The organism is Pseudomonas sp. UYIF39 (genome assembly GCF_029963765.1).
Taxonomy (GTDB): Bacteria; Pseudomonadota; Gammaproteobacteria; order Pseudomonadales; family Pseudomonadaceae; genus Aquipseudomonas.
Window position 1 is genome coordinate 13,137 of record NZ_JALBYU010000033.1, and the last position, 25,979, is coordinate 39,115.

The following is a 25,979-nucleotide window of genomic DNA, read 5'->3' on the forward strand; positions in this document are numbered from 1 at the left end:
GACGCCATCGCGAGCAAGCTCGCTCCCACAGGTTTAGCGCAATCTCTGTGGGAGCGAGCTTGCTCGCGATGGCGATTTCATATCCGCCGAAACTCTCAACCCCTGCGTACGGTCCATAGACACTCTTTAACCTTTAATCATTGGGCCGCCCCGTGCGCCTGATGCTAATCTCCATCGCACTTTTAGCGCAGTCGTGACCGCAACCCGTCATGGGTTCAGGGAAGACGACCACACCTTCAAACAACGGACATTGATCGGGTCATTCATGAATAAATCAGCAGGCGTGCTTCTTGGAATCGTCGTTGCCATCGGTGCAATCAGCGCCGGCGGAGCCTGGTACACCGGCACCAAACTCGAAGGTGTGCTGAACACCTCGATCGCCGACGCCAACAAAGAGCTGCAAGCCGCGCTGGTCGGTTCCAACAGCACGGCGTCGCTGGAGCTGGTTTCGCTGGAGCGTCATGTGTTCAGCAGCACGGCGCACTATCGTCTCAAGGGCGAAGGCGAGAGGTTCGGTGAAGCGCCGGTGGAGTTGCTGTTCGTTGATCACATCGAGCACGGTCCGCTGCCGTTTTCGCGCCTGGTGTCGCTGAAGTGGCTGCCGGTCCTGGCCACCAGTCACTACGAACTGGAAAGAACCCCGATCACCGAGAAGTGGTTCGCCGCAGCCAAGGACAAATCGCCGCTCACGGGCGTGGTCAATATCGGTTACGACAATGCCACCAACGGCACTCTGCAATTGCTGCCGCTGGACGTCGCGCTTGACGAAAAGTCCAGCCTGAAATTCTCCGGGCTGAACCTCGATGTCGCCGCCAGCGCACAAGCGCAGAAGGTCAAGGCCGACGGTTACATGGACAGCCTGACACTGAGCACGGTGGCTGAAGATCAGACGCCGGTGAAGGTCGAACTGAACGGCCTGACCCTGGCCAGCAACCTGACAAAAAGTACCTATGGCTACTACACCGGCGAGAACACCATCGAGCTGAGCGACAGCAAGACCACCTTCGGCGCCAAGCAGTCGGTCTTGGGTTTCAAGAAATTTGAAATGAAGAACCAGACCGAGGAATCCGGCACCAGCGCTTCGGGGCGTGCCGATTACAAGGTGGGTGAGGTGACCCTGAACGGCAAGGCTGTCGGCTCTGCGCAGATGGCCATGAGCCTGAAGAACCTCGACATCCCGGCAACCATGTCGTTGATGCAGATTTACCAGACCAAACTGCAACCGTACGAGAGGGCCGCCGCTGAGGCCGCCGCTGCGGGTGAACCGGCGCCAGAGTTGGTCCTGACCCCGGCCGAAGAGGCGCAGGTCAAAACCGGCCTGGAGAAACTGCTGGCCGCTGGCCCGCAGGTCGCCCTGGAGAATCTGTCGTTCAACACCCCCAATGGCGAAAGTCGCGCCAATCTGGTGCTCGATCTGACCAAACCACAATCCATGGACCTGCCGCCCGACCTGCTGACCCAACAGCTGATCGCGCTGCTGGACGTCAACGTGAAAGTGTCCAAACCAATGCTCGTTGACCTGCTGAGCGTGCAGTCGCAAATCGGCGGTCAGACCGACGCCAAGCTCATCGCCGACCAGGCCACCGCCACCGCCGACATGTTTGGCAGCATGGCAGTCGGTTCGCAGTTGGCAAAACTGGATGGCAACAACATCGTTTCCAAACTGCACTACGCCAATAATCAGGTGGAATTCAACGGCCAGAAGATGACCGTTGAAGAGTTTGTCGGGTTTGTCATGAGCAAAATCGGCGGTAATGTCACCGTCGAGTAAAACCAGGGCTTACAGACTGACGCCCGGCCTCTGCGCAACGCAGACGCCGGGCGTTTTGTTGTCTGGCGTTTGAAGCGGGGGAACCGCCGTTAATTCAAGTCCCGAATCAGTACCCACGCCTCATCCACCGGCAACGGCTGTTTCATCCGTTCGGCGAGCAGCGCGATCGCGCGTTCTTGATCGCAAGCCACCGCGGCGACCACCAACCCGTCCTTGCCGAACAGGCCGATAAAAGGGGGATGGTCAGGGTCGCCTTTGAACTCGACCTCGTCCCAGGTCTCGGCGTGGCCGAGGTAGTCGTAGTTTTTACCGAAGTGCCAGGTCCAGAAATAGGGCACGTCGAGGTAATGCTCGTCGCCGCCGAGCATGTTCATCGCCGCGATCCGTGCCTGTTGCTGTGCCAGGCGCCAGTGTTCGATTCGTTGGGGCTGGCCGTTGAGCGGGAAGGTTGCGATATCGCCGGCGGCCCAAAGCCCATCGGTCACGCGCATCCCGCCGTCGACCTTCAGCGACTGGTCTTTTTCCAGGGGAAGGCCGGTAAATGCGCCGGTTGCCGGGCTGACGCCAATGCCGACTAACACCAGATCCGCCGGTAAACGTTGACCGTTGTCCAGGCGTACCGCTTCAACCTTGGTCGTTCCTTCGACGTGAGTTGCATTGCCATCTGTATGAAACACCACGCCGTTGGCCTCGTGCAGGGCACGAATCGATTTGCCGACGGCGTCGCCAAACTGTTTGGCAAAAGGCACTGCATGGCGGGCCAGAACGGTCACGTCCAGGCCGTATTGACGCAGGGAGGACGCGGATTCCATGGCAATAAAACTGTCGCCGATGATCACCGCTCTTTGGCCGGGTTTTGCCGAGCCCAGAATCCGCTGCGCCTGATCCTTCGAACGCAGCACGAACACCTGCGGCAGTTCGGCGCCAGGCAGCGTCAGTGGATTGGGTGTGCCACCGGTTGCGAGCAGGGCAGCGTCGTAGCTCAGCGATTGACCATCAGCCAGGCGCAACGTCTTGTTCGCGGCGTCCAGGCTCGCCACTTCTGCGTTTATTCGCTCAATGCGCTGTTCGCGGTAAAAGTCTTCATCACGCAGCGGCGGGACTTCTTCCGGCGGCATCTCCCCGGCAATCACGAATTTGCTCAAGACCGTGCGGTCGTACCCGGCGTCGGTTTCACGGTCGATCAACAGCACCCGGCCACCGAAGCCCTTTTCGCGCAACGCCGCCGCGCATGCCGTGCCTGCGGCGCCGGCACCGATGATCACAAACGTTCGCTCATCGTCCGCCGGAGGCGTGTGAGCGTCAGCCATTGGCTGATCGTCGACCCAGACCTCGCCATCGCGCACTTCCAGCGGATAGCGCTTGAGGCTGTCCAGGGCCGGCGGTTCGCACAGCGCGCCGTCCTCGATCCGATACGCAGCCTTGTGCCACGGGCAGATCAAACGGCCGTTGCACAGAGCGCCTTCGGCCAGCGGCGCCCCGGCATGGGGGCATTCGCCCTGAAAGGCGCGCAGATGATCGCCCACCCGCAGCAAGACAATTTTCGTGTCTGCGATCTGGACCTCAAGGCCCCTGGTTTCGGACACATCGGCGAAGCGGGCAACGCGGTGCAGTGCCATGTTCACTCTCCAGGCAGGCGTTTCAATTAAGAGTTTGGCGCTTATCTGGAGGTTCAGCCAATTCCCACTGCCACCGAATGAACGGTCCGGCTATAGTTTGCACGCCGACGACGGCCCCACCCGCACAAGGTGCTCCGGTATGACCCGATTGACCTCTCTGAATCCTTGGCTGGCGGCCGTTGCAGTCGCCCTTTGCGTGCAATTTCCGGCGCAGGCCCAGGAGCGTTTTACCCTGAACATCCCCGGTGTCACCGACGATCGACTGTTCACCTCGGCTGCCGCCAGCGATGCTCCGGGTTGTGGCGGGCACAACTCGTCACCGGCACTGAACTGGAACGCCGGGCCGGCGGGTACGTTGAGCTATGCCATCGTCATGCACGATCCTGACGGCCAAAAGGGCCAAGGCGTCGATCACTGGGTGCATTACGGCATCAAAGCCACGACTCATCAGATTGCCGCCGGTGTCGGCGCAAAATCCGCCCTTGAAGGCGTCGGTGGCACCAACAGCAAAGGCACCACAGGTTATGTCGGCCCTTGCCCGCCGGTCGGCGACAGCGCGCACCACTACATCATCCAGCTCTACGCCCTGGACCTGGCGCCGGAAGCTCTGCCCGCCGGCCTGACGCGCGCGCAGCTACTGGAAAAAATCAAAGGCCATGTGCTGAAAAACAGCAGTGTGGTGCGGCGTTATCACCGCTGAAGTTTTTTTCAGCGGACTTAACCCGAATCGACGGGGCTGCCCGTCTCAGAGGATGAATGGATCAATTTCCTCCTGAGGTCAGCCCCCATGTCCCTCCCTCTGCATTTCCTCCGCCCGGCCGCCCAGGGTTTCGCCGCCGGGTTGCTGCTGGCCATGGCCGGTTGCGGCGTTTCCTCCAAGCCTGATTCCGCCTCGGGTGCGCCACCGGCTCAAGGTGCGCTGCCGGCTGAAGTCTTGGTGCGCAGCGAGGCTGTCATGGCAGACACCTCGATGGCCAAGCGCAGCGTGCGTCCGGCACCAACAGCGAGCTATGCGCCGATGCCCGCGGGCGAGGCATCTGCGCAGGGTTATAGGGATGAGCGGCGCGAGCAATATCAAGCGCTGGCGGATAACCCGATTCACAGCGTGGCCAAAGCGCCCGTCTCGACCTTCAGCGCCGACGTCGATACCGGCGCTTACGCCAACGTCCGTCGCCTGCTCAATCAAGGGCGCCTGCCACCGGAAGGTGCGGTGCGACTGGAGGAGATGGTCAATTACTTTCCCTACGATTACGCATTGCCTACCGATGGTTCCCCCTTCGGCGTGACCACAGAGCTGGCGCCGTCGCCGTGGAACCCGCATACCCGACTGCTGCGCATCGGCATCAAGGCCTCGGACCGCGCGGTCGCGGAATTGGCCCCGGCGAACCTGGTGTTTCTGGTGGACGTGTCCGGCTCGATGGACCGGCGCGAGGGTTTGCCGCTGGTCAAAAGCACCCTGAAATTGCTGGTCGATCAATTGCGCGAGCAGGACAGGGTTTCATTGGTCGTCTATGCCGGTGATTCGCGTGTGGTGCTGGAGCCGACCTCCGGACGCGACAAAGCGAAAATTCGTACAGCCATCGATCAATTAACCGCCGGCGGCGCCACCGCCGGAGCGTCAGGCATCGAACTGGCCTATCAGATGGCGCAACAGGCGTTTATTCCCAAGGGCATCAACCGCATCCTGCTGGCCACCGACGGTGACTTCAATGTCGGCATCAGCGACTTCGACAGCCTCAAACAAATGGCTGTGGATAAACGCAAGACCGGCGTTTCCCTGACCACATTGGGTTTTGGTGTGGATAACTACAATGAACACCTGATGGAACAGTTGGCCGATGCCGGCGACGGCAACTATGCCTACATCGACAACCTGCGTGAGGCGCGCAAGGTGCTGGTGGACCAGCTCGGCTCGACCCTCGCGGTCGTGGCGAAAAACGTGAAGCTGCAAGTGGAGTTCAATCCGGCACAAGTCAGTGAATATCGGTTGTTGGGGTATGAGAATCGCGCGTTGAAACGTGAAGATTTCAGCAACGACAAGGTCGATGCCGGTGAAATCGGCGCAGGGCATACGGTGACGGCGTTGTACGAAATTGTGCCCAAGGGCGAGAAGGGCTGGCTGGAGCCGCTGCGGTATGGCAATCCTGGGGCCGCTGTTTCCGAAAAGACTGGGGAATTGGCGATGTTGCGCGTGCGCTATCAGTCGCCTGAGGGTGGGAGTAGTCGCTTGATCGAGCGGCCGATCGCGAACGGTCAGGTCGGCAAAGCCAGTGATGACCTGCGATTTGCGGCTGCCGTGGCGGCGTTTTCCCAGCAGCTCAAGGACGGGCGATATACCGGCGATTTCAGCCTGAAGGACACCGAGGCTTTGGCGCGCGGTGCGCGGGGCGAAGATCGATTTGGTCTGCGGGCAGAGTTCGTGCAATTGGTGGAGTTGGCGCAAAGTCTGCGAACCACGACCGCATCGAACAGTGAGCCGCTTAAAGGAGGCTACAACTGAAATGTCAGCTCCTGAATCGAGCGACGAATCGCTGCTGGCCCGTTATCGCGCAGGCGACGGGCCGGCATTCGAGATTTTGTACGCCCGTCACCGCCAAGGGCTCTACCGATTCCTGCTTGGTCTGAGCGGCAAGTCCGAGCTGGCCGAAGAGGTTTACCAGGAAACCTGGTTGAGCCTGATCCGCAGCACCAGTCAGCCACAAGGCCGGGCGAACTTTCGTACCTGGCTCTACCAGATTGCCCGCAATCGACTGATCGATCACTGGCGCAAACACGGAATCCACAACCCCTTGCACGACAGCTACGACGAACAGATCCACGCGCTGAGCGATGACACGGCCGATCCCGAACAACTGCTGAGCCTGAGCCGCGACAACCAGCGCCTCGAAGCGGCCCTGCAAAACCTGCCCGCTGACCAGCGCGAAGTGTTCCTGCTGCGCGCCCATGGTGATCTCGACCTGCCGCAGATCGCCACCCTCACCGAAACACCGCTGGAAACCGTCAAAAGCCGCTTGCGCTACGCCCAGCAAAAACTGCGTCGGCTGCTGGCCGAGGAGGTACTGACATGACTGACGCCCGTCCTACGCCAGAAGACGAAGTATTGAAGCACTATCGTGAACACGCGACCGGCGAACCACCGGCCCATCTCGACGCGTTCCTCCTGGCTGCCGCACACCGTGAAGTCCCTGTGCAGAAGCCAAGTCTGTGGAAACGCTGGGTCCAGGCCTGCCAGAAACCCCGTTGGCAGGTCGCGTTCGCCAGCCTTGTCGGCGTGGCCCTGATGCTGGCGCTGGTGCAACGCAAGGAGGAGCAACTGCCGAGTTACGACTTCGCGCCTGCACCCAAAGCGTCTGCGCCGGTCGCCAAAAAAGAAGCCGCAGAGGCGCCCCCTTCGGTTGCTCGCTCGCTGGCTGCCCCGGCCGGCGCGATGTCCGCACCCGCGCCTGCGGCGCCAATGGCCGATTTTGCCGCGCCCGCGCAGAGCGAATCGATCAGCGCTGAAATGGCTGACGAAGCGAAGGTCAGCAAACGTCAGGCGATAGCTCCGGCAAAGTTTATCGACGATCAATTACGGGAAGTGATCCGCCTGCAAAAGGCCGGTCAGGCTCAAGCGGCCGCTGACCTGATGGCGACATTGCACAAACGCTTTCCCAAGGAAAATCTCACGGCCAGACTCAAGGATTTGCAGAAAAACTGAGAGGCAGAGCGGTCAGTCATTTGGCATCGACACCCGAATGCGCGCACTATCGACCCATAGCCGATGCGTTGGAGGTAGCCATGGCGAAAAAAATCGACCGCATCGCCCAAATGCTCAACTGTCCGGTGAAGGGTCAGGAATTACGGCGCGCGGTGACTGAGAGTCGTAAGGAGTTTCTGCTGGCGAAGCAGGAAGAAGATGCGTTTGAGGAAGACGTTCTTGATGATGAAGTGGTTGAGGACGAAGAGGATGATGAATACGACGAGTTTGATTGGACCACTGAATAAAAAACCGCTTCGGCGGTTTTTTTTCAGACTCAGTTCTCAGTTGATCGGTTAACCCGAACAGCTGCATCCAGCGCCCGCCCTGAGGCTTTAACGACACCCACAAAAAAGCCCCAAACCCTGCGGTCTGAGGCTTTCTCGTTTCTACGTATGGTGCACCAGGCGGGATTCGAACCCACGACCACTGCCTTCGGAGGGCAGTACTCTATCCAGCTGAGCTACTGGTGCAATGCGGGCGCCATGATACTCATATGCATCGCGGGCGTCCATGCTGCTGAATCGCCTGCGTTTTTCCAAAGCGTAACCTGCGGTTGCTACGTTGATCAGAAAAAATAGGCAAATGCGCCGTTTTCGTTCTTTTTTTCGAACGCCCTATTGTCCTTTCCCGGCATTGATCCTAGGATTCGTTCGAGATTTCAAACGCTCTTGTCTGGGTGCTGAACCGCACGAGTTTCAATCAGTGCGCTATTTATGTGCTTCAGCCCGGTGAATGATTTCCCTGACGGCAGCCTATAAGGCGCCTTTCTACAATCATAATTCGCTCCGCGCCTGTCGCGGTGCTGTTAAGGAAAGCCGACATGCAGCTTAAAGACACCCAGTTGTTCCGCCAACAAGCCTTTATCGATGGCGCTTGGGTTGATGCGGACAATGGTCAGACGATCAAGGTCAACAACCCGGCAACGGGCGAAATTCTGGGCACTGTGCCGAAAATGGGCGCTGCCGAAACCCGTCGTGCAATCGAAGCCGCTGACAAAGCGCTGCCGGCCTGGCGTGCACTGACCGCCAAGGACCGCGCCAACAAGCTGCGTCGCTGGTTCGAACTGATCATCGAAAACCAGGACGACCTGGCTCGCCTGATGACCCTCGAACAAGGCAAGCCATTGGCCGAAGCCAAGGGCGAAATTGTTTACGCCGCTTCCTTTATCGAGTGGTTCGCCGAAGAAGCCAAGCGCATCTACGGTGATGTAATTCCGGGTCACCAGCCAGACAAGCGCCTGATCGTGATCAAGCAGCCAATCGGCGTGACGGCTGCAATCACCCCGTGGAACTTCCCGGCTGCGATGATCACCCGTAAAGCCGGCCCGGCCCTGGCCGCCGGTTGCACCATGGTGCTCAAGCCTGCTTCGCAAACTCCGTTTTCCGCATTCGCTTTGGCTGAACTGGCCCAGCGTGCCGGCATTCCAGCCGGTGTGTTCAGCGTGGTGTCCGGCAGCGCCGGCGACATCGGCAGCGAGCTGACCAGCAACCCGATCGTGCGCAAATTGTCCTTCACTGGCTCGACCGAAATCGGTCGTCAGCTGATGGCTGAATGCGCCAAGGACATCAAGAAAGTGTCCCTGGAACTGGGCGGCAACGCGCCGTTCATCGTGTTCGACGACGCGGACCTGGATAAGGCCGTCGAAGGCGCGATCATTTCCAAATACCGTAATAACGGCCAGACCTGTGTATGCGCCAACCGCCTGTACATTCAGGATTCGGTCTACGACGCGTTCGCCGAGAAGCTGAAAGTGGCCGTGGCCAAACTCAAGATCGGTAACGGTCTGGAAGAAGGCACCACCACGGGTCCGCTGATCGACGAAAAAGCCGTGGCCAAGGTTCAAGAGCACATTGCTGACGCGATCAGCAAAGGCGCAACTGTTCTGGCAGGTGGCAAGGTCATGGAAGGCAACTTCTTCGAGCCGACCATCCTGACCAACGTGCCGAAAAACGCTGCCGTGGCCAAGGAAGAAACCTTCGGCCCGCTGGCGCCGCTGTTCCGCTTCAAAGACGAAGCCGAAGTGATCGCGATGTCCAACGACACCGAGTTCGGGCTGGCTTCGTACTTCTATGCTCGCGACCTGGGTCGTGTGTTCCGTGTGGCTGAAGCCCTGGAATACGGCATGGTCGGCGTCAACACCGGGTTGATCTCCAACGAAGTCGCGCCATTCGGCGGCATCAAGGCGTCGGGCCTGGGCCGTGAAGGCTCCAAGTACGGCATCGAAGATTACCTGGAAATCAAATACCTCTGCCTGGGCATCTAAGCTCGAAGGGATAAGCCCGGCAAGGCATTGCTTCAAACGCAAAGGGCACGAGAGCGCTGTCCCTTTGCGTGCAACAAACGGAATTTTCTCTGTGGCCGGGAAAGCTGTGGCAGTCGATCATCGCATGCTGCCGTAGTTGCCTCCCCGCTGCCTTTTCCTTGAACCACGCCGCCCGATGAGCGGTGAATGAGGACTTTATGAGCAAGACTAACGCATCCCTGATGAAACGCCGCGAAGCCGCTGTACCACGCGGTGTTGGCCAGATTCACCCGATCTTCGCCGAGTCCGCGAAGAACGCCACCGTGACCGACGTTGAAGGTCGCGAGTTCATCGACTTCGCCGGCGGTATCGCCGTGCTGAACACCGGTCACCTGCACCCGAAAATCATCGCCGCCGTGACCGCGCAGCTGAACAAGCTGACCCACACTTGCTTCCAGGTACTGGCCTACGAGCCGTACGTTGAGCTGTGCGAAAAAATCAACGCCAAGGTTCCGGGTGATTTCGCCAAGAAAACCTTGTTGGTGACCACCGGTTCCGAAGCCGTAGAAAACGCTGTGAAAATCGCCCGTGCCGCTACTGGCCGTGCTGGCGTGATCGCGTTCACCGGCGCGTACCACGGTCGCACCATGATGACCCTGGGCCTGACTGGTAAAGTCGTGCCTTACTCGGCCGGCATGGGCCTGATGCCAGGCGGCATCTTCCGCGCGCTGTACCCGAACGAACTGCACGGTGTGAGCATCGATGATTCGATCGCCAGCATCGAACGCATCTTCAAGAACGACGCCGAGCCGCGTGACATCGCTGCCATCATCATCGAGCCGGTTCAGGGTGAAGGTGGTTTCTACGTCGCGCCTAAAGAGTTCATGAAGCGTCTGCGCGCGCTGTGCGACCAGCACGGCATCCTGCTGATCGCTGACGAAGTACAAACCGGCGCTGGTCGTACCGGCACTTTCTTCGCCATGGAACAGATGGGCGTTGCTGCCGACCTGACCACCTTCGCCAAATCCATCGCTGGCGGCTTCCCGCTGGCCGGTGTGTGCGGCAAGGCCGAATACATGGACGCCATTGCTCCAGGTGGCCTGGGCGGCACTTACGCCGGTAGCCCGATTGCTTGCGCCGCGGCCCTGGCCGTGATGGAAGTGTTCGAAGAAGAGCACCTGCTGGACCGCTGCAAGGCTGTCGGCGAGCGTCTGGTCACTGGCCTGAAAGCCATCCAGGCCAAATACCCGGTGATCGGCGAAGTCCGTGCCCTGGGCGCGATGATCGCGGTCGAGCTGTTCGTTGATGGCGACAGCCACAAGCCGAACGCTCCAGCGGTAGCCGCCGTTGTGGCCAAGGCTCGCGACAAGGGTCTGATCCTGCTGTCCTGCGGCACATACGGCAACGTTCTGCGCGTCCTGGTACCACTGACTTCGCCGGACGAGCAACTGGACAAAGGTCTGGCAATCATCGAAGAGTGCTTCTCCGAGCTGTGATTTCCAAGCTCTGATCGATTTGTGAACTGATCGACAAAAAAACCCGCTTCGGCGGGTTTTTTTGTGTCCCTGGAACCCATCGATGGCAAATGCGCTGTATCGAATGGCCGGTATTGATTAAGGTGCAAGCACGACTTTGGAGTGTGTAAATGACTGCTGTGGTGTTACCCGCTGCACCGCGTGTGCTGATTGCCGAGGCCGATCCCTGGTCCCGCGACCTGCTTAAGCAGGTTTTGTTGAATGTGCGCTGCGATGCGCGGCTGGATCTGTGTGCCAATGGTCAGGAAGCGCTGCATCTGTTGGCGGAAAATCCTTACGACCTGGTGATCGTCGACTGGGAGCTGCCCGGCGTCGATGGTTTGAATGTCTTGCGCAATGTCCGCCAGCGCAAGCGTAATCCACCGCTGCCGTTCATTCTGATGAGTAGCCGCAACGACAGCGCCAGTGTGCGCGAAGTCTTGCCCCTGGCGCCTGCTGCGTACCTGACCAAACCCCTGAACATGGAAAGCCTGACCCTGCGACTGCAGGATCTGCTGCTCAATGCTGGTGAGGAAGTGTCTTGCGAGGTGCCTTCATTGGCGCCTGGCATGACCTTGTCGGCGTACCTGGAACGTCGTCGCGAGTTTGCTGATGGCGCGCCGTTGATGACCGACGTGCAGTTGGCGGTCAAGCGCAGCCTCAATCCCAGCGGCCTCGATTTGACCGTGTTGGAGGACGAAATCCGCACCGATCCGCAGGTCACTGCCGTGCTGATCGCCGCTGCCAATAGCGCGGCCCAGCACCATGGCGCCGCCGTACAAACCCTGTCCCAGGCGCTGCACCGCCTCGGCACCGGGCAAAGCATGAACCTGATTCTGGGGTTGGCCCTCCAGCGCAGTGCCCGCCTCACCGAGCCGTGTCTGGCCGACTATGCCGAGCGCTATTGGGAGCTGTCGCTGCGCACCGCCGAGTATGGCCGGACCCTGGCGCGCTTGCTGGATCTGGATCAGGAGCGTTGTTATTGCGCCGGTATGTTGCATCGCCTCGGCGACCTTGCGCTGTTGCGGTGTTTGCAGGAATGGAAGCAGGCCGGTGGTGAGCTGGATGAATGGGAGGAGGTTGGTGAGGCGCTGGCCGAATTCGGCGCAGCTTATGGTTCGGCGCTTCGCACTCGCTGGCGCCTGCCGCTGGAGCTGCGAGAGCTGATTGCGGCGGTCTACCAGCTCGGTGGCGGGGTTTACTCCCGCGAAGCGCTGGTGATGAACATGGCAGCGCAACTGGCGCGACTGACCGAACATGAGGGCATTGAGGAGCTGTCGAAGAGCCGGACGGCGCGGTTGCTCAAGATCGGGTTGCCAGAGCTGATGCGCTTGCGCAAGAAATAGGCATCACACAAAACCTGTGGGAGCGAGCTTGCTCGCGATAGCGGACTGTCAGCCAGCATCAATGTTGAATGTCAGTACGTCATCGCGAGCAAGCTCGCTCCCACATTGTTTTGTGTCGGGTCCACTAGCCGGAGATGATGCGGTTCTTGCCCTGGCGTTTAGCTTGGTACATCGCCGCATCTGCGCGGGCAAACAGGATGTCGATGCTTTTGTCCTCGGCGGTGAGGCTGGTCAGGCCCTGGCTGACGGTGATGCCGAACGTCTGGTCGCCATGGCTGAAACTCAATCGCTGAATCTCCCGTTGCAGACGCTCAGCCACTTGCATGGCCACGTCTGGCGCACAGCCGGGAAACACTGCTGCGAATTCCTCACCGCCAACTCGCCCGAACACATCACCTCGCCGCAAAGCCGCGCGACCGCTCTCGGCGATTCGTTGCAGCACGTTGTCGCCTTCCTGGTGGCCGTAGGTATCGTTGATCACTTTGAAATCATCGATGTCCAGCAGCAGGAATGCCAGCGGCGTGCCTTGGTGCCGTGCCTTTTCGAATTCACGGTGGGCGCATTCGAAGAAGTGTCGGCGGTTGCTGCTCTGGGTCAGCACATCGGTGGTGGCCAAGCGTTGTAGCTCGGTTTCCATCTGCTTTTTGTCAGTAATGTCTTCGGCAATGCCGACGATGATCACCGGTTGCCCCGGTTCGGCCTGACGGTTGATGAAGCACTTGTCACTGAGCCAGCGGACTTGGCCGTCGACGGCAATGATTCGGTATTCACGGTCTTCAACGGCGCCTTTGGCCAATACTTCGGCCAGGCTGCGTTCGGCATAGTCCAGATCGTCGGGGTAAATGCTGTCGCGCCAATGGTTGTAGTCGGACAGCAACAAGCCTGCAGATCGGCCGAAAATCCGTTCATACGCGGGGCTGACATAGAGCACCCGACGGGATTCCCAGTCGAAGGCCCAAAGCACCGCGTTGACGCTCACCAGCAGAGCGCTGAACAGTTGTTCGCGTTCGCTCAGGCGCGCCACTTCGCCTTGTGCATGCATTAGCGCCAGCAGCGTTTGCGCGGCCTCGGGCCACTGCGGGAGGGATGAGTCTTGTAGGTTTTTATGGACCATCAACACAAAATCTCAAAGGGCGTGTGCCGCTCGAGGTTCGAAAGCGGCCAATACCAGTGCCCGCCTGGATGGCGAAGTGTCTTTGAGATAGGGGATTTGGAGCTTAGTTCCGAAGGGTGCGCCCACGAACGGGGCGCACCGATCAACGGCGTCAGACGGCGGCGGGGCGCAGGGAGTAGGTTTTCAACTGATCGGCGAAGTCGCGCAGGGATTGAATCCCGCTGGCTTCGGCTTCGTGTACCCAATCCTTGATGGCGGCCAGCATGTCGTGACCATTTGAGCTGGTCTTGACCCAGATCTGCTGCAAGGCCAGGCGTTTCTCGTAAATTACCTTCAGCGCCTGACTGTGCTCGAGCATGGTCTGGATGCGAATGTGGTGTTTGTCATCCAGCAGGCTGGTTTCCCGCGAGAGCAGGCGCTTGGCGCGGTGGAACTGGTGACGGACCGAGTGATCGACCTTTTCCAGCTCTTGTTTGACCAGCGGTGCGATCACCAATTTGCGGTACTGGGCCATGATCTGGAAGCGGTTGTTGAGGATCGCCATGGCGGTGTCCATGTCCAGGTTGCCTTTGCCTTCGACCCGATGGGCGATTGGCGCGACCCGCTGAACCTTGGCCAGACGCAGGAAGCTGAAGACCTGGATCCAGGCCCAGCCGAGATCGAATTCCCACTTTTTCACCGACAGTTTTGCCGAATTAGGGTAGGTGTGATGGTTGTTATGCAGTTCTTCGCCGCCGATCAGGATGCCCCATGGCACCAGATTGGTTGCCGCATCGCGGCATTCGAAGTTGCGGTAGCCGATGGCATGGCCCAGGCCATTGACCACGCCGGCGGCCCAGACCGGGATCCACATCATCTGGATCGCCCAGATGGTGATGCCGATGGTGCCGAACAGCAGCAGGTCGATGACGCCCATGATTGCCACGCCCAGCAGCGGGAAACGGCTGTACAGGTTGCGTTCGATCCAGTCTTCGGGGCAGTTCTTGCCGTAGATGCGCAGGGTCTCGGGGTTTTCCGCCTCGGCACGGTACAGCTCGGCGCCTTTGCGCAGAACGGTGGAAAGGCCCTTGATGACCGGGCTGTGCGGGTCATCGACGGTTTCGCATTTAGCGTGGTGCTTGCGGTGGATAGCAGTCCACTCACGGGTGTTCTGTGCCGTGGTCAGCCACAGCCAGAAGCGGAAGAAATGTTTCAGGCCAGCATTGAGCTCAAGCGAGCGATGGGCTGAATAACGATGCAGATAGACCGTGACGCCGATAATCGTGACGTGGGTCATCAGCAGGGTGACTGCCACCAGTGACCAGGGCGACAAGCCGAGAAAACCTTCGTACCACATAGGCTATTGGGCCCTCGATAAAGAAATAAACAGCCGTTGCATTATCACTTAGCTCACAGATAAAACCAGTCGCCCTTTCAGATAAGAGTGGCTGGATGTTTCTTTAAACTATAATCCCATCCTTTTTGCAGGGACATGGACGACCGAATGTCTGCCACCTATCGCGATGCTTTGCGTGCAGCACTGCTTTACCTTCTGGTTTCTGTAGGTTGGCTGCTGTTCAGCGGTCATTTATTGAACAGTTTTTTCGATGGCTCCGCTGAGCTAATGCGATGGCAACTGATCAACGGTTACGCCTGGGTGGTATTCAGTGCCGGTTTGATTTTTCTCGCTCGGGCGCGATTGTTTCGTTGTCTGGGGATCGGCGCAAAATTGCGTGAGCGCACTGAAGACCGCGAGCGTTTGCGTCAGGCGGCGGCGGTGTTCGATTGCACGCGTGAAGGGGTGCTGGTCACCGACAACAAAGGGTTGATCGTCCATGTAAACCGGGCCTTCATGGCAATCACCGGTTATCAGAGCGAGGAGGTGCTCGGCCAGCGCCCCAGTCTGTTCAAGTCCGGTCATCACCCGCCGGCTTTCTACCAGGCGATGTTCGCGGCACTCAACAGCACCGGTGAATGGAGCGGGGAAATCTGGAACCGCCGCAAAAGCGGCGAGACCTACCCGCAATGGCAGACCATCCGCGTCATTGACGACGAGTGGGGGCGGCGCAGCCATTACGTGGCAGTGTTTTCCGACATTAGCGCAATCAAGAATTCCGAACATGAGCTGACGCATCTGGCTCACTACGATCCGCTGACCGATCTGCCCAACCGCTTGCTGTTCACCGACCGCACCGAGCAGGCCCTGGCTTCGGCGCAGGCCCACAAGCGCGGCTGCGCGTTACTGATGATCGATCTTGATCACTTCAAGATGATCAACGACAGCCTCGGGCATAGCATTGGGGACCAGTTGCTCAAGGGCGTGGCCGAACGTTTGAAAGCGATGGTCGGTCCGGGAATCACGCTGGCGCGCCTCGGCGGTGACGAGTTCGCCGTGCTGGCTGAAAGCTGTCCGCAAATGGTGCACGCGGCGGCGCTGGCTCAGCGGATCATCGATGGCCTCAAAGAACCGTTCCAGATCGACGGGCATCAGTTGTTTGTCAATATTAGCGTCGGCATCAGCCTGTTCCCCAGCGACGCCTTGAGCTCCGAGCAGTTGTTGCGTAACTCCGACTCGGCGCTGTTCAAGGCCAAGAGTGTAGGCCGCAACGGCTACGCCCTCTATACCGAAGAATTGACCGCCCACGCCCAGCAGCGGGTCGAAACTGCATTCGAATTGCGCCGTGCGCTGGAGCAGCAGGAGTTGCGGGTTTATTACCAGCCGGTTCACGACCTCAAGACCAGCCGCCTGATCGGCGTCGAGGCATTGGTGCGCTGGGAGCATCCACAGCGAGGGTTGGTGTCGCCGGCAGAATTCATTCCCATTGCCGAGCGCACGGGTCTGATCGCTGAAATTGATGCCTGGGTGATGCGCCAGGCGTGTGAGCAGATGTGCCAGTGGCAGCAGGCCGGGGTGGTGTTGTCGTTTGTCGCGGTGAATGTTTCTTCTCGATTGTTCGCCCGCCGTGAGTTGTTTGGGCAGGTGGCGAAGGTGCTGAACGAAACCGGGCTGGACCCTGCCTGCCTGGAGCTGGAAGTTACCGAGAGCGCTGTGATGGATGACCCGGAAGTCGCGCTGGAGCAGATGCACAGGTTGCGTGAATTAGGTGTGCGGCTGGCCATCGATGACTTCGGTACAGGCTATTCGTCGTTGCTGCGCCTCAAGCGAATGCCGGTGCAGAAACTCAAGATCGATCAGGGCTTCGTGGCTGGGTTGCCGTGGGATGAGGATGACGCGGCGATTGTTCGGGTGATCATCGCGCTGGCCCAGAGCATGGGGATGCAGGTTCACGCCGAGGGGATCGAGCAGGTCGAGCAGGCGGGCTTCCTGCTCGAGCACGGCTGCGATCTGGGGCAGGGGTACTGGTTTGGGCGGCCAGTGCCGGCCGGGCAGTTGGATTGGGACCGGACTCCACAGATTCTCCAGCACTGATCAGTTCTTGATCATTTTTTTGGTTATATTAAAATTCTTAAATAGTCTTTTTAAGAATATCAGCGCTTATCTACTATTGGTCTCACGCCGCAAGCAGTCTCGCCACTGCCAGGCAACCTCTAGTTGAAGGAGCAGCACCATGAGCGCATCCCTGCGTAGCGTTGACGGCCAGGACGAAGCAACCATTTTGCGTGAGATCCAGAGCGCCTTGCGCGATCTGCGTTTTGGCGCAGTGGAAATCACCGTGCACAACGCCCAGGTGGTCCAGATCGAACGCAAAGAGAAATTCCGGTTGCAGAACCCAAGCAACAAACCGAGTTAAAAAACCGGCAGCCCGATTCCAGCACCCCATAAGAAAAAGCCAACACAATCAGAATTCCAGGAGCTTTCACCATGTCGTCGATTCGTCATTTCGCTTTGGCCGCCTTGGCCGGTGCCCTTTTTGCTGGTTCCGCGGTTGCCAAGGATTACGAACTGCTCAACGTGTCGTACGACCCGACTCGCGAGCTGTATCAGGACTACAACGCTGAATTCGTCAAGTTCTGGCAGAAAGACCACGCTGGCGACAACGTGAAAATCCAGCAGTCCCACGGTGGTTCGGGCAAGCAGGGTCGGGCAGTGATCGACGGTCTGCGCGCCGACGTGGTGACCTTGGCCCTGGCCGGTGACATCGACGAAATCGCCAAACTCGGAAAGACCCTGCCGGCGGATTGGCAGAAGCGTCTGCCGGAAGCGAGTACGCCTTACACCTCGACCATCGTGTTCCTGGTGCGCAAGGGCAACCCTAAAGGCATCAAGGACTGGGGCGACCTGACCAAGAACGGCGTGGAAGTCATCACCCCGAACCCGAAAACCTCCGGCGGCGCACGCTGGAACTTCCTCGCGGCGTGGGCCTATGGCCTGAAAGCCAATGGCGGTAACGAAGCGAAAGCCAAGGAATACGTGCAAACCCTGTTCAAGCACGTGCCTGTGCTGGACACCGGTGCTCGCGGTTCGACCATTACCTTCGTCAACAACGGTCAGGGCGACGTGTTGCTGGCCTGGGAAAACGAAGCCTTCCTGGCCCTGAAAGAAGACGGTGGCGCTGACAAGTTCGACATTGTCGTGCCTTCGCTGTCGATCCTCGCCGAACCTCCGGTCGCCGTGGTCGACAAGAACGCCGAGAAAAAGGGCAACACCGAGATCGCCGAAGCGTACCTCAAGCACCTGTACAGCCCGGCCGGTCAGGAAATCGCGGCAAAAAACTTCTATCGTCCACGTGACAAGGACGTTGCCGCCAAGTACGCCAAACAGTTCCCGACACTGGACCTGGTGACCATCGACAAGGACTTCGGCGGCTGGAAAACCGCTCAACCGAAATTCTTCAACGACGGTGGCGTATTCGACCAGATTTATCAGGCGCAATAACCTGAAATAAGCCATAAAACGAGCCTCGAATTGCAATTCGAGGCTTTGCGCGTTCTCAACCAAGGACTTTTATGTCGCGTCGTATTTCCCCCGTCATACCCGGCTTCGGGCTGACGCTGGGCTACACCTTGGTGTACCTCAGCCTGATTGTGCTTATTCCACTGGCGGCGATGTTCGTGCATGCCGCTCAACTCACCTGGGACCAGTTCTGGGCGATTATCTCGGCGCCACGGGTGCTGGCGGCGTTGAAGCTGAGCTTTGGCACCGCGCTCTATGCCGCGATCATCAACGGCATCATCGGCACGCTGCTGGCCTGGGTCCTGGTGCGCTACACCTTCCCTGGACGCAAAGTCATTGACGCGATGATCGACCTGCCGTTCGCGCTGCCCACTGCCGTGGCCGGTATCGCGCTCACTGCGTTGTACACCCCCACAGGATTGGTGGGTCAGTTTGCAGCGGACGTGGGTTTCAAGATCGCGTATACCCCCCTCGGCATCACCCTTGCCCTCACTTTTGTGACACTTCCATTCGTAGTACGTACGGTACAGCCAGTATTGGCTGATATCCCGCGTGAAGTGGAAGAAGCGGCGGCGTGCCTGGGAGCAAAACCGTTGCAGGTTTTCCGCCATATTCTGGTGCCCGCGCTGCTGCCAGCCTGGCTGACCGGTTTCGCGTTGGCCTTTGCCCGCGGGGTCGGCGAGTACGGTTCGGTGATTTTCATTGCCGGCAACATGCCGATGAAAACCGAGATCCTGCCGCTGCTGATCATGGTCAAGCTCGACCAGTACGATTACACCGGTGCCACGTCCATTGGTGTACTGATGCTGGTGGTTTCTTTCGTCCTGTTGCTGCTGATCAACTTGCTGCAGCGGCGCATCGAAACCCCATAAGGAGGCGCGAAAATGTCCCAATCGTCTATTAGCGCCGCTTCCTCGGCCAACGCCGCCCGCCGTGGCAGTGCCACTTCGCGGCGAATCCTGATCAGCCTTGGCTGGTTGGTCTTTGCGCTGTTTCTGTTGCTGCCACTGTTTATCGTGGTGTCCCAGGGACTGAAAAATGGCCTCGGTGCGTTCTTCACCGCGATCTTCGAACCCGACGCTTTGTCGGCCCTGAAACTCACGGTGATCGCCGTGCTGATTTCAGTGCCGCTGAACCTGGTGTTCGGTGTCAGCGCTGCATGGTGCGTGAGCAAGTACTCGTTCCGCGGCAAGAGCATGCTGGTGACCCTGATCGACTTGCCGTTTTCGGTGTCGCCGGTCATCGCCGGTCTGGTCTACGTGCTGATGTTCGGTGCTCAGGGCCTGTTCGGTCCTTGGTTGCAGGACCATGACATCCAGATTGTCTTCGCCTTGCCGGGCATCGTGCTGGCGACGATTTTCGTCACCGTACCGTTCGTGGCGCGCGAGCTGATCCCGCTGATGCAGGAACAAGGCACGCAGGAAGAAGAGGCCGCGCGCCTGCTCGGGGCCAATGGCTGGCAGATGTTCTGGCACGTCACTGTTCCCAACATCAAGTGGGGCCTGATCTACGGCGTAGTGCTGTGTACGGCGCGGGCCATGGGTGAATTCGGTGCGGTGTCGGTGGTTTCCGGGCACATTCGCGGGGTGACCAACACCCTGCCGCTGCACGTCGAGATCCTCTACAACGAATACAACCACGTGGCCGCGTTCGCCGTGGCGAGCCTGTTGCTGATCCTGGCGCTCTTCATCCTGCTGCTCAAGCAGTGGAGCGAAAACCGTATTAACCGCCTGCGCGCCAGCGCCGCGGAGGAATAAGTCATGTCGATCGAAGTGCGTAACGTCAGCAAGAATTTTCACGCGTTCAAGGCGCTGGACAACATCAGCCTGGACATTCAAAGCGGCGAACTCGTGGCGCTGCTCGGCCCGTCCGGCTGCGGCAAGACCACCCTGCTGCGGATCATCGCCGGTCTGGAAACCCCGGATAAGGGCAACATCGTGTTCCACGGTGAAGACGTGTCCGGCCATGATGTGCGTGATCGCAACGTCGGTTTCGTGTTCCAGCACTACGCGCTGTTCCGCCACATGACCGTGTTCGACAACGTCGCGTTCGGCCTGCGCATGAAGCCGAAAAACCAGCGCCCGAGCGAAAGCCAGATCGCGGTGAAAGTCCACGAGCTGCTGAACATGGTGCAACTGGATTGGCTGTCGGATCGCTACCCGGAACAACTCTCCGGCGGTCAGCGTCAACGTATAGCCCTGGCTCGTGCCTTGGCGGTGGAACCGAAAGTCCTGCTGCTCGACGAGCCCTTCGGCGCCCTCGACGCCAAGGTCCGTAAAGAACTGCGTCGTTGGCTGGCGCGGCTGCACGAAGACATCAACCTGACCTCGGTATTCGTGACTCACGACCAGGAAGAAGCGATGGAAGTCGCCGACCGCATCGTGGTGATGAACAAGGGCGTGATCGAGCAGATCGGCTCACCGGGCGACGTCTACGAAAACCCGGCCAGCGATTTCGTTTATCACTTCCTGGGCGATTCGAACCGGCTGCATCTGGGTGAAGACAACCATGTGCTGTTCCGTCCTCACGAAGTGTCGCTGTCGCGTCATGAGCTGGAGGATCACCACGCGGCCGAGGTGCGGGATATTCGTCCGTTGGGCGCGACGACACGGGTGACGCTGAAGGTCGAAGGCCAGAGCGAATTGATCGAAGCTGAAGTGGTGAAAGATCACGACAGCCTGATCGGGTTGGCGAAGGGCGAGACCTTGTTCTTCAAACCCAAGGTCTGGCAGAAGCTCGCCAACATCTAAAACATCGTCGGAGCGCCGCCCGGAGCAAGCTCGCTCCCACAGGGGTTCTATGCACACCATAGATCCAATGTGGGAGCGAGCTTGCTCGCGATGGCGTCTTATGCCGCAGCGCGATTCGGATTGACCCGCATACCACCCACCCGCGCCTCGACCTGCTCTTTGAGGTCATGCAGTAACCCCAGCAAAAACGCCAACTCAACCACCACAAACAACGGCCCGACAATCAACCCCGTCACATCATCGACGAACGCCGGTTTGCGTCCTTCGTAGTGATGACCGACAAACTGAATCGCCCAACCCACCACAAACATCCCGATGCCGCTCGCCAGCCAGACCAGCGTGCTTTGCTGCGCGAGCACATGTCCCAGCCAAACACAAAGGCCCAGCAACACGGTCATCAGCACGCCCAGCCGTAACTCCAGTCGCAGATAAAACCACGCCGAAGCCAGCGCCAAAAGCACTGCCGGTGACACCCAAGCCCCGGCCAGCGGCCACTCGGGCCGTGACAGCAGCACGGCAACGGCGCCAACGATCAGCGGAATACCGATAAAGTGGGTGGCAATATTGCGCGGGTCACGGTGGTAGGCGGCGTATTGACTGAGATGGTCGACGAGGCTTTTCATTGTTGTTCCTCCTGTTGGGTGATGGATCATGCCCCGGGTCCACATTTCGCTCTGTCAGGCAGGCGACAATCTTTAGGAGTTTTCATGGATATGCAGGTCTGGCGTCCACGCCTGATGAGTGGCCAGTGGTTCAGCCATTTACCTGTTTCCTTGCAGGATAGTCTGCTGGCCGCCGCCAGGGTGCGGCGGTTGTCGCCAGGCCAGCGGCTGTTCAAGCGCGGCGATCCACCGTGCGGGCTGTACGCGGTGCTCGAAGGTTCGGTGCGCATCGGCGCAGTGAGCGAGCAGGGCAAGGAGGCGCTGTTGAGCCTGGTGGAGTCGCCCCACTGGTTCGGCGAAATCTGCCTGTTTGATGGCCAGCCGCGCACTCATGATGCGGTCGGTCTGGGTCATTGCGTCCTGTTGCACATCCCGCAAACCGCGCTACTGACGTTGCTTGATGAACAACCGGCGTACTGGCGGCAACTGGCACTGCTGATGAGCCAGAAACTGCGACTGACCTTCATCAATCTCGAACAATTGAGCCTGATGCCAGTCGCCGCTCGATTGGCTCATCGCTTGCTGATGATCGCCGAGGGTTACGGCGAAATCGACCCGCCGCGACGGGTGTTGCAACTGCCCCAGGAACAATTGGCGTCGATGCTTTCGCTGTCGCGCCAGACCACCAACCAGATTCTCAATGACTTGCAGGGGCAGGGGATTGTGAATCTCAAGTACGGCGAGATCGAGATTCTGGATGCGCAACGATTGCGGATGTTGGCGATTATCTAAAACCCGGCGTTAGTGGTGGGCTTTGGACGCGAAGGCGCCTAGCCTGTGATGACGACAATCGAGGTGTGCCATGCGTGTGCTGTTAGTGGAAGACGAACCGGAGACCGCCAAACTCCTGGCTAAAGGTCTGAACGAGGCAAGTTACTCAGTCGATGTGGCGGTCAACGGTATGGACGGCCGTCGTTTCATCGAGTCTGGCGAATACGAGCTGATCATCCTCGACGTGATGCTGCCCGGGCTCAATGGCTGGCAGTTGCTGCAGCAGATCCGCAAGCTCGGTGATACGCCGGTGCTGTTCCTGACCACCAAGGACGGCATCGAGGATCGCCTGCGCGATCTGGAGTTGCATGAGGATGATTACCTGCTCAAGCCGTTTGCCGTGAGTGAACTGGTGAAGCGAGTGCGCAAGTTGTTGCGGCGGGATCGGGGGCGCTGAGGCCAGACGAGGCAACACACCTCCCGGATCCTTTACCGCAACCCATCCCGAAACTGCCCCGGCGTCATCCCGGTCCAGCGCTTGAACGCGCGGCTGAAGCTGCTCGTGTCCGCAAATCCCAGCAGATAGCTGATCTCGCTCAACGAGCATTGCGGATCGCGTAGATGCAGCAGCGCCAGGTTCTCGCGGCTCTCGTTGAGCAGCGTATCGAACCGGTAACCCTCGTCCGCCAGATGCCGTTGCAGGCTGCGCAAACTTAGGTGCAGGGCTTGGGCGATGTGTTCGGCGCTGGGCTCGCCTTCCGGCAATTGCTCCTCAATGGCGTCGCGAACCTTGCGTTCCCAGGTCAGGGGTTTGAGTTGGGCGAGGGTGCGTTTGAGCACGGTTTCGTTGTGCTCGGCCAGTTCCGGGTTGGCGTCGTCCAGGTGGCTGTCGAAGTCCACGACGGCGAATTCCAGGCGGTCTTCATCGGCGGCGAAGTGCACCGGTGAGCGGAAGACTTTGTGCCATTGATGCGGGTCCGCCGGTTCCGGGCGGCGCAGGTACACCGCCAGCGGGGCGTAATCGCGGCCCAGGCGATTGCGGCAGGTGCGTACGTAAATCGCTGTGAAGGCGTCGATGGCTTCGAAGGCCGGGGCCGGATTGCCTGGCGGGATCTTCAGGCGGAAGCGGTAGCGGTCCTCGGCGCGGGTCAGTTCCAGGTCCAGGGCATCGCTGACCACCTGGTGATAACGCACGATGCGCTCGAACACTTCTCGCAGACTGCCGCTGGCCACCAGCGCATAGCCGAGTGCGTGAAACGTGGTGGGGCTGACGAAGCGCGATACCCGCAAACCAATCGCCGGATCACCGCTGACCTGCACCGCGATTTCCCACAGGCGCGTGGTGCCGGACAACGGGTAACGGGCGTTCGGGTCGTCCATCAGTTGCGGGTCGAGCCCCGCCTGTTGGCACAGGGCGGTGCTGTCGAGGCCCAGGGCATCGAGTTGCTTGCGCAGGGCACGGGTCCAGCTGGCGAGGGAGGTCGGTTCAGTCATGCTGATTGGCGCTTCCGGTCAACAGGTTGGCGTTCACGGCTACCGCTTTGCGAGGGTTCACAAGGCAGGATGCGAACATCAATAACCAGAGGATGGAAGCATGCATGGTACTTCTGCAAGTCCCCAGCGACTGAATGCAGCTCAGCGATCAGCGCATATTCGCCAAGTGGTGCTGGCCAAGGGGGTCGAGCTGCGTCAGCGCTACCCGACTCTCAACCATCAGGACGCCCTGGGCGCGGGCATTCTGGCCTTCGCGCTGGTCGGCATAATTGGCTCGGCAACGCTCTACATGACCGGGCACATGGCGTGGTGGGCATGCCTGTTGCTCAACGCATTTTTTGCCTCGCTGACTCACGAGCTGGAACACGACCTGATTCATAGCATGTACTTCCGCAAACAACGCGTACCGCACAACCTGATGATGGGACTGGTGTGGCTGGCGCGGCCTAGCACGATAAATCCGTGGATTCGCCGGCATCTGCACCTCAACCACCACAAGGTCTCCGGCACAGAATCCGACATGGAAGAGCGCGCCATCACCAACGGAGAACCCTGGGGTTTTGCGCGGCTGTTGATGGTTGGCGACAACGTGATGTCGGCGTTCATTCGTATGCTGCGGGCCAAGACCTGGGCTCACAAGATCAGCATCATCAAGCGCACCCTGAAGGTCTACGCGCCGCTGGCGCTGGTGCATTGGGGCGCCTGGTACATGTTCCTGGGCTTCCATGCGGCCAATGGCATCGCCTATCTGATGGGAACGTCGATTGAATGGTCGGCCACCACGCTGTCGGTGATGCAGGTCATCGATATCGCTGCCGTGGTGATCATCGGGCCAAACGTGTTGCGTACCTTTTGCCTGCATTTCGTCAGCTCGAACATGCACTACTACGGTGATGTGGAGCCGGGCAATGTGATCCAGCAGACCCAGGTGCTGAACCCGTGGTGGATGTGGCCGTTGCAGGCGTTCTGCTTCAACTTCGGCAGCAGTCACGGGATTCATCATTTTGTGGTGAAGGAACCGTTTTACATCCGTCAGATGACCGTGCCGGTGGCGCACAAGGTCATGCGCGAGATGGGCGTGCGGTTCAATGATTTCGGGACGTTTGGGCGGGCGAACCGGTTTGTGCGCACGGAAACAGCAGAGGCGCAGGAGGTTCGTGCCGCTCAGGCTTGATCGATGCTCTCGGAAACTCAAAACGGCAAAGGTGCTCGTCATCAATCTGACCCAAAAGGGCGATACGTTGTGACGCAAGCAGGGTTACCTGGTGGTTACGGTATCGCTGATTGGTATATGCGTTATGGGTCTAATAAAGTAATTAAATATTCCTATATTAGATAACCGTTTCAGCCAATCATCGCATCCAGTCAGGTTGTTCGCGCTAGCAGATTTTGAGTTTCCGGGGCCGTCTCCTTGGCAGGGTGCGGTCCCTTTTTTTGTCTGCCCCAAACTGATGCATATTCCTTATAGGTCTTAATAAATATCTTCTTATTCCTTAACGAATATAACTCTCCTCCCTATACTTGCTCTGGAACAGACACGCAGCAGGAGAGCTCCCCCCATGCGCAACGAATCAATTCGCTACCTGATTGTGCCGGGCTGGCAAGGATCGCCAGAAGATCATTGGCAAAGCCATTGGCAGAACAGCCTGCCGAACAGCGCGCGGGTGGAGCAGGCCGACTGGCTGACGCCGCGTCGTGAAGATTGGGTCGCGGCACTGGCCGAGGCGATTGCCGCCGACAGCACGCCGGTGATCCTGATCGCCCATAGCCTGGGCTGCATCACTGTCGCGCATTGGGCTGCCACGGCGCCCGTGCAGTTTTTGCGTCAGGTTCGCGGCGCCTTGCTGGTTGCCCCTGCGGACGTCGAGCGTGCGGCCTGCGCACCGGCCCTGCGCAACTTCGCCCCGATTCCGACAAGCTTGCTGCCATTCCCGAGTCAGGTTGTCAGCTCCGACAACGACAGCGCCGTGAGCGCACCGCGTGCACTGGAACTGGCACGTCACTGGGGCGCCGAGGCGGGGATTTTGTCGGGCGCCGGGCACATCAATGTGAAGTCCGGTCACCAACGCTGGGAGCAGGGTTTTGCCTATCTCTATCGCCTGCAAAACCGAATGGAACACCACGCCCTGCGACGTGCTTAAACCTTTTCTTTTTTTTGCTTTTGTTTCTTAAAACAACGCCCC

Annotated in this window: 24 protein-coding genes and 1 tRNA gene; 19 read left to right on the forward strand and 6 right to left on the reverse strand. The window is 59.4% G+C overall.

The genetic code is table 11. The annotated features are described in order from the left end of the window. The first annotated feature begins 265 nt into the window (after window positions 1-265). Window positions 266-1,771 (forward strand): YdgA family protein, encoded by a 1,506-nt coding sequence (locus MO767_RS28110; protein ID WP_282483171.1) that lies wholly within the window; start codon window positions 266-268, stop codon window positions 1,769-1,771. Window positions 1,772-1,860: 89 nt separating this feature from the next. On the opposite strand, the gene MO767_RS28115 is transcribed toward MO767_RS28110, so the two are convergent. Beyond that, complete coding sequence (locus MO767_RS28115) at window positions 1,861-3,390, reverse strand: FAD-dependent oxidoreductase (RefSeq protein WP_282483172.1); 1,530 nt, start codon at window positions 3,388-3,390, stop codon at window positions 1,861-1,863. A 139-nt stretch (window positions 3,391-3,529) separates the two neighbouring features. Here MO767_RS28115 and MO767_RS28120 point away from each other — a divergent pair, with 139 nt between their 5' ends. From MO767_RS28120 to MO767_RS28140, 5 genes are all read left to right on the forward strand, one after another. Beyond that, window positions 3,530-4,090 (forward strand): YbhB/YbcL family Raf kinase inhibitor-like protein, encoded by a 561-nt coding sequence (locus MO767_RS28120; RefSeq protein ID WP_282483173.1) that lies wholly within the window; start codon window positions 3,530-3,532, stop codon window positions 4,088-4,090. An 87-nt stretch (window positions 4,091-4,177) separates the two neighbouring features. Continuing rightward, window positions 4,178-5,890 (forward strand): VWA domain-containing protein, encoded by a 1,713-nt coding sequence (locus tag MO767_RS28125; RefSeq protein WP_282483174.1) that lies wholly within the window; start codon window positions 4,178-4,180, stop codon window positions 5,888-5,890. Window position 5,891: 1 nt separating this feature from the next. Next, window positions 5,892-6,458, forward strand: a complete 567-nt coding sequence (locus MO767_RS28130) for an RNA polymerase sigma factor (protein WP_282483175.1) — start codon at window positions 5,892-5,894, stop codon at window positions 6,456-6,458. Continuing rightward, on the forward strand, window positions 6,455-7,087 hold the full coding sequence (locus MO767_RS28135) for a hypothetical protein (protein ID WP_282483176.1): 633 nt from the start codon (window positions 6,455-6,457) through the stop codon (window positions 7,085-7,087). The genes MO767_RS28130 and MO767_RS28135 overlap by 4 nt, the downstream gene beginning before the upstream one ends. 20 nt (window positions 7,088-7,107) lie before the next feature. Then, on the forward strand, window positions 7,108-7,374 hold the full coding sequence (locus tag MO767_RS28140; RefSeq protein ID WP_282483177.1) for a hypothetical protein: 267 nt from the start codon (window positions 7,108-7,110) through the stop codon (window positions 7,372-7,374). A 148-nt stretch (window positions 7,375-7,522) separates the two neighbouring features. Here the strand turns inward: MO767_RS28140 and MO767_RS28145 are convergent. After that, a tRNA-Arg gene (locus MO767_RS28145) sits at window positions 7,523-7,599 on the reverse strand. Window positions 7,600-7,949: 350 nt separating this feature from the next. On the opposite strand from MO767_RS28145, the gene gabD reads away from it, so the two are divergent. From gabD to MO767_RS28160, 3 genes are all read left to right on the forward strand, one after another. Next, window positions 7,950-9,392, forward strand: coding sequence for an NADP-dependent succinate-semialdehyde dehydrogenase (gabD, locus tag MO767_RS28150; RefSeq protein WP_150633171.1), 1,443 nt, complete (start codon window positions 7,950-7,952; stop codon window positions 9,390-9,392). Between the two features lie 197 nt (window positions 9,393-9,589). Then, on the forward strand, window positions 9,590-10,867 hold the full coding sequence (gene gabT, locus MO767_RS28155; protein WP_134419251.1) for a 4-aminobutyrate--2-oxoglutarate transaminase: 1,278 nt from the start codon (window positions 9,590-9,592) through the stop codon (window positions 10,865-10,867). Window positions 10,868-11,016: 149 nt separating this feature from the next. Further along, window positions 11,017-12,231, forward strand: a complete 1,215-nt coding sequence (locus MO767_RS28160; protein WP_282483178.1) for a response regulator — start codon at window positions 11,017-11,019, stop codon at window positions 12,229-12,231. 124 nt (window positions 12,232-12,355) lie between these two features. Here MO767_RS28160 and MO767_RS28165 read toward each other — a convergent pair whose 3' ends face one another. Both MO767_RS28165 and desA read right to left on the reverse strand, forming a co-directional pair. After that, window positions 12,356-13,345: a sensor domain-containing diguanylate cyclase gene (locus MO767_RS28165; protein ID WP_282483179.1), complete on the reverse strand. Its 990-nt coding sequence runs from the start codon at window positions 13,343-13,345 to the stop codon at window positions 12,356-12,358. 151 nt (window positions 13,346-13,496) lie between these two features. Continuing rightward, entirely contained in the window at window positions 13,497-14,681 is a 1,185-nt protein-coding gene (gene desA / locus MO767_RS28170; RefSeq protein ID WP_056745676.1) for a delta-9 fatty acid desaturase DesA, read from the reverse strand. A 147-nt stretch (window positions 14,682-14,828) separates the two neighbouring features. On the opposite strand from desA, the gene dibA reads away from it, so the two are divergent. The 6 genes from dibA (at window position 14,829) to MO767_RS28200 (ending at window position 20,929) form a co-directional block, all read left to right on the forward strand. Then, the gene (dibA, locus tag MO767_RS28175) at window positions 14,829-16,754 is read left to right on the forward strand and encodes a phosphodiesterase DibA (protein WP_282483180.1); all 1,926 of its coding nucleotides are present in this window, start codon (window positions 14,829-14,831) and stop codon (window positions 16,752-16,754) included. A 139-nt stretch (window positions 16,755-16,893) separates the two neighbouring features. Further along, window positions 16,894-17,076: a sulfur starvation response protein OscA gene (gene oscA, locus MO767_RS28180; RefSeq protein ID WP_007945260.1), complete on the forward strand. Its 183-nt coding sequence runs from the start codon at window positions 16,894-16,896 to the stop codon at window positions 17,074-17,076. Window positions 17,077-17,147: 71 nt separating this feature from the next. Then, on the forward strand, window positions 17,148-18,161 hold the full coding sequence (locus tag MO767_RS28185) for a sulfate ABC transporter substrate-binding protein (RefSeq protein ID WP_282483181.1): 1,014 nt from the start codon (window positions 17,148-17,150) through the stop codon (window positions 18,159-18,161). A gap of 71 nt (window positions 18,162-18,232) precedes the next feature. Further along, entirely contained in the window at window positions 18,233-19,051 is an 819-nt protein-coding gene (gene cysT / locus MO767_RS28190) for a sulfate ABC transporter permease subunit CysT (protein ID WP_282483182.1), read from the forward strand. A gap of 12 nt (window positions 19,052-19,063) precedes the next feature. Further along, window positions 19,064-19,936, forward strand: coding sequence for a sulfate ABC transporter permease subunit CysW (gene cysW / locus MO767_RS28195; RefSeq protein ID WP_046047287.1), 873 nt, complete (start codon window positions 19,064-19,066; stop codon window positions 19,934-19,936). Between the two features lie 3 nt (window positions 19,937-19,939). Next, window positions 19,940-20,929: a sulfate ABC transporter ATP-binding protein gene (locus MO767_RS28200; RefSeq protein ID WP_046047288.1), complete on the forward strand. Its 990-nt coding sequence runs from the start codon at window positions 19,940-19,942 to the stop codon at window positions 20,927-20,929. A 98-nt stretch (window positions 20,930-21,027) separates the two neighbouring features. Here the strand turns inward: MO767_RS28200 and MO767_RS28205 are convergent, their stop codons facing one another. Further along, window positions 21,028-21,552, reverse strand: coding sequence for an Mpo1-like protein (locus MO767_RS28205; protein ID WP_282483183.1), 525 nt, complete (start codon window positions 21,550-21,552; stop codon window positions 21,028-21,030). Between the two features lie 84 nt (window positions 21,553-21,636). Between MO767_RS28205 and MO767_RS28210 the strand changes: the two genes are divergently transcribed. Next, on the forward strand, window positions 21,637-22,323 hold the full coding sequence (locus MO767_RS28210) for a Crp/Fnr family transcriptional regulator (protein ID WP_282483184.1): 687 nt from the start codon (window positions 21,637-21,639) through the stop codon (window positions 22,321-22,323). Window positions 22,324-22,393: 70 nt separating this feature from the next. Further along, on the forward strand, window positions 22,394-22,759 hold the full coding sequence (locus MO767_RS28215; protein WP_008148221.1) for a response regulator: 366 nt from the start codon (window positions 22,394-22,396) through the stop codon (window positions 22,757-22,759). Window positions 22,760-22,791: 32 nt separating this feature from the next. Here MO767_RS28215 and MO767_RS28220 read toward each other — a convergent pair whose 3' ends face one another. Next, the gene (locus tag MO767_RS28220; RefSeq protein WP_282483185.1) at window positions 22,792-23,796 is read right to left on the reverse strand and encodes an AraC family transcriptional regulator; all 1,005 of its coding nucleotides are present in this window, start codon (window positions 23,794-23,796) and stop codon (window positions 22,792-22,794) included. Between the two features lie 100 nt (window positions 23,797-23,896). On the opposite strand from MO767_RS28220, the gene MO767_RS28225 reads away from it, so the two are divergent. Together MO767_RS28225 and MO767_RS28230 are read left to right on the forward strand one after the other, a co-directional pair. Next, the gene (locus MO767_RS28225) at window positions 23,897-24,970 is read left to right on the forward strand and encodes a fatty acid desaturase (RefSeq protein ID WP_282483186.1); all 1,074 of its coding nucleotides are present in this window, start codon (window positions 23,897-23,899) and stop codon (window positions 24,968-24,970) included. A gap of 385 nt (window positions 24,971-25,355) precedes the next feature. Further along, window positions 25,356-25,937: an alpha/beta hydrolase gene (locus tag MO767_RS28230; RefSeq protein WP_282483187.1), complete on the forward strand. Its 582-nt coding sequence runs from the start codon at window positions 25,356-25,358 to the stop codon at window positions 25,935-25,937. Window positions 25,938-25,979: the final 42 nt, after the last annotated feature.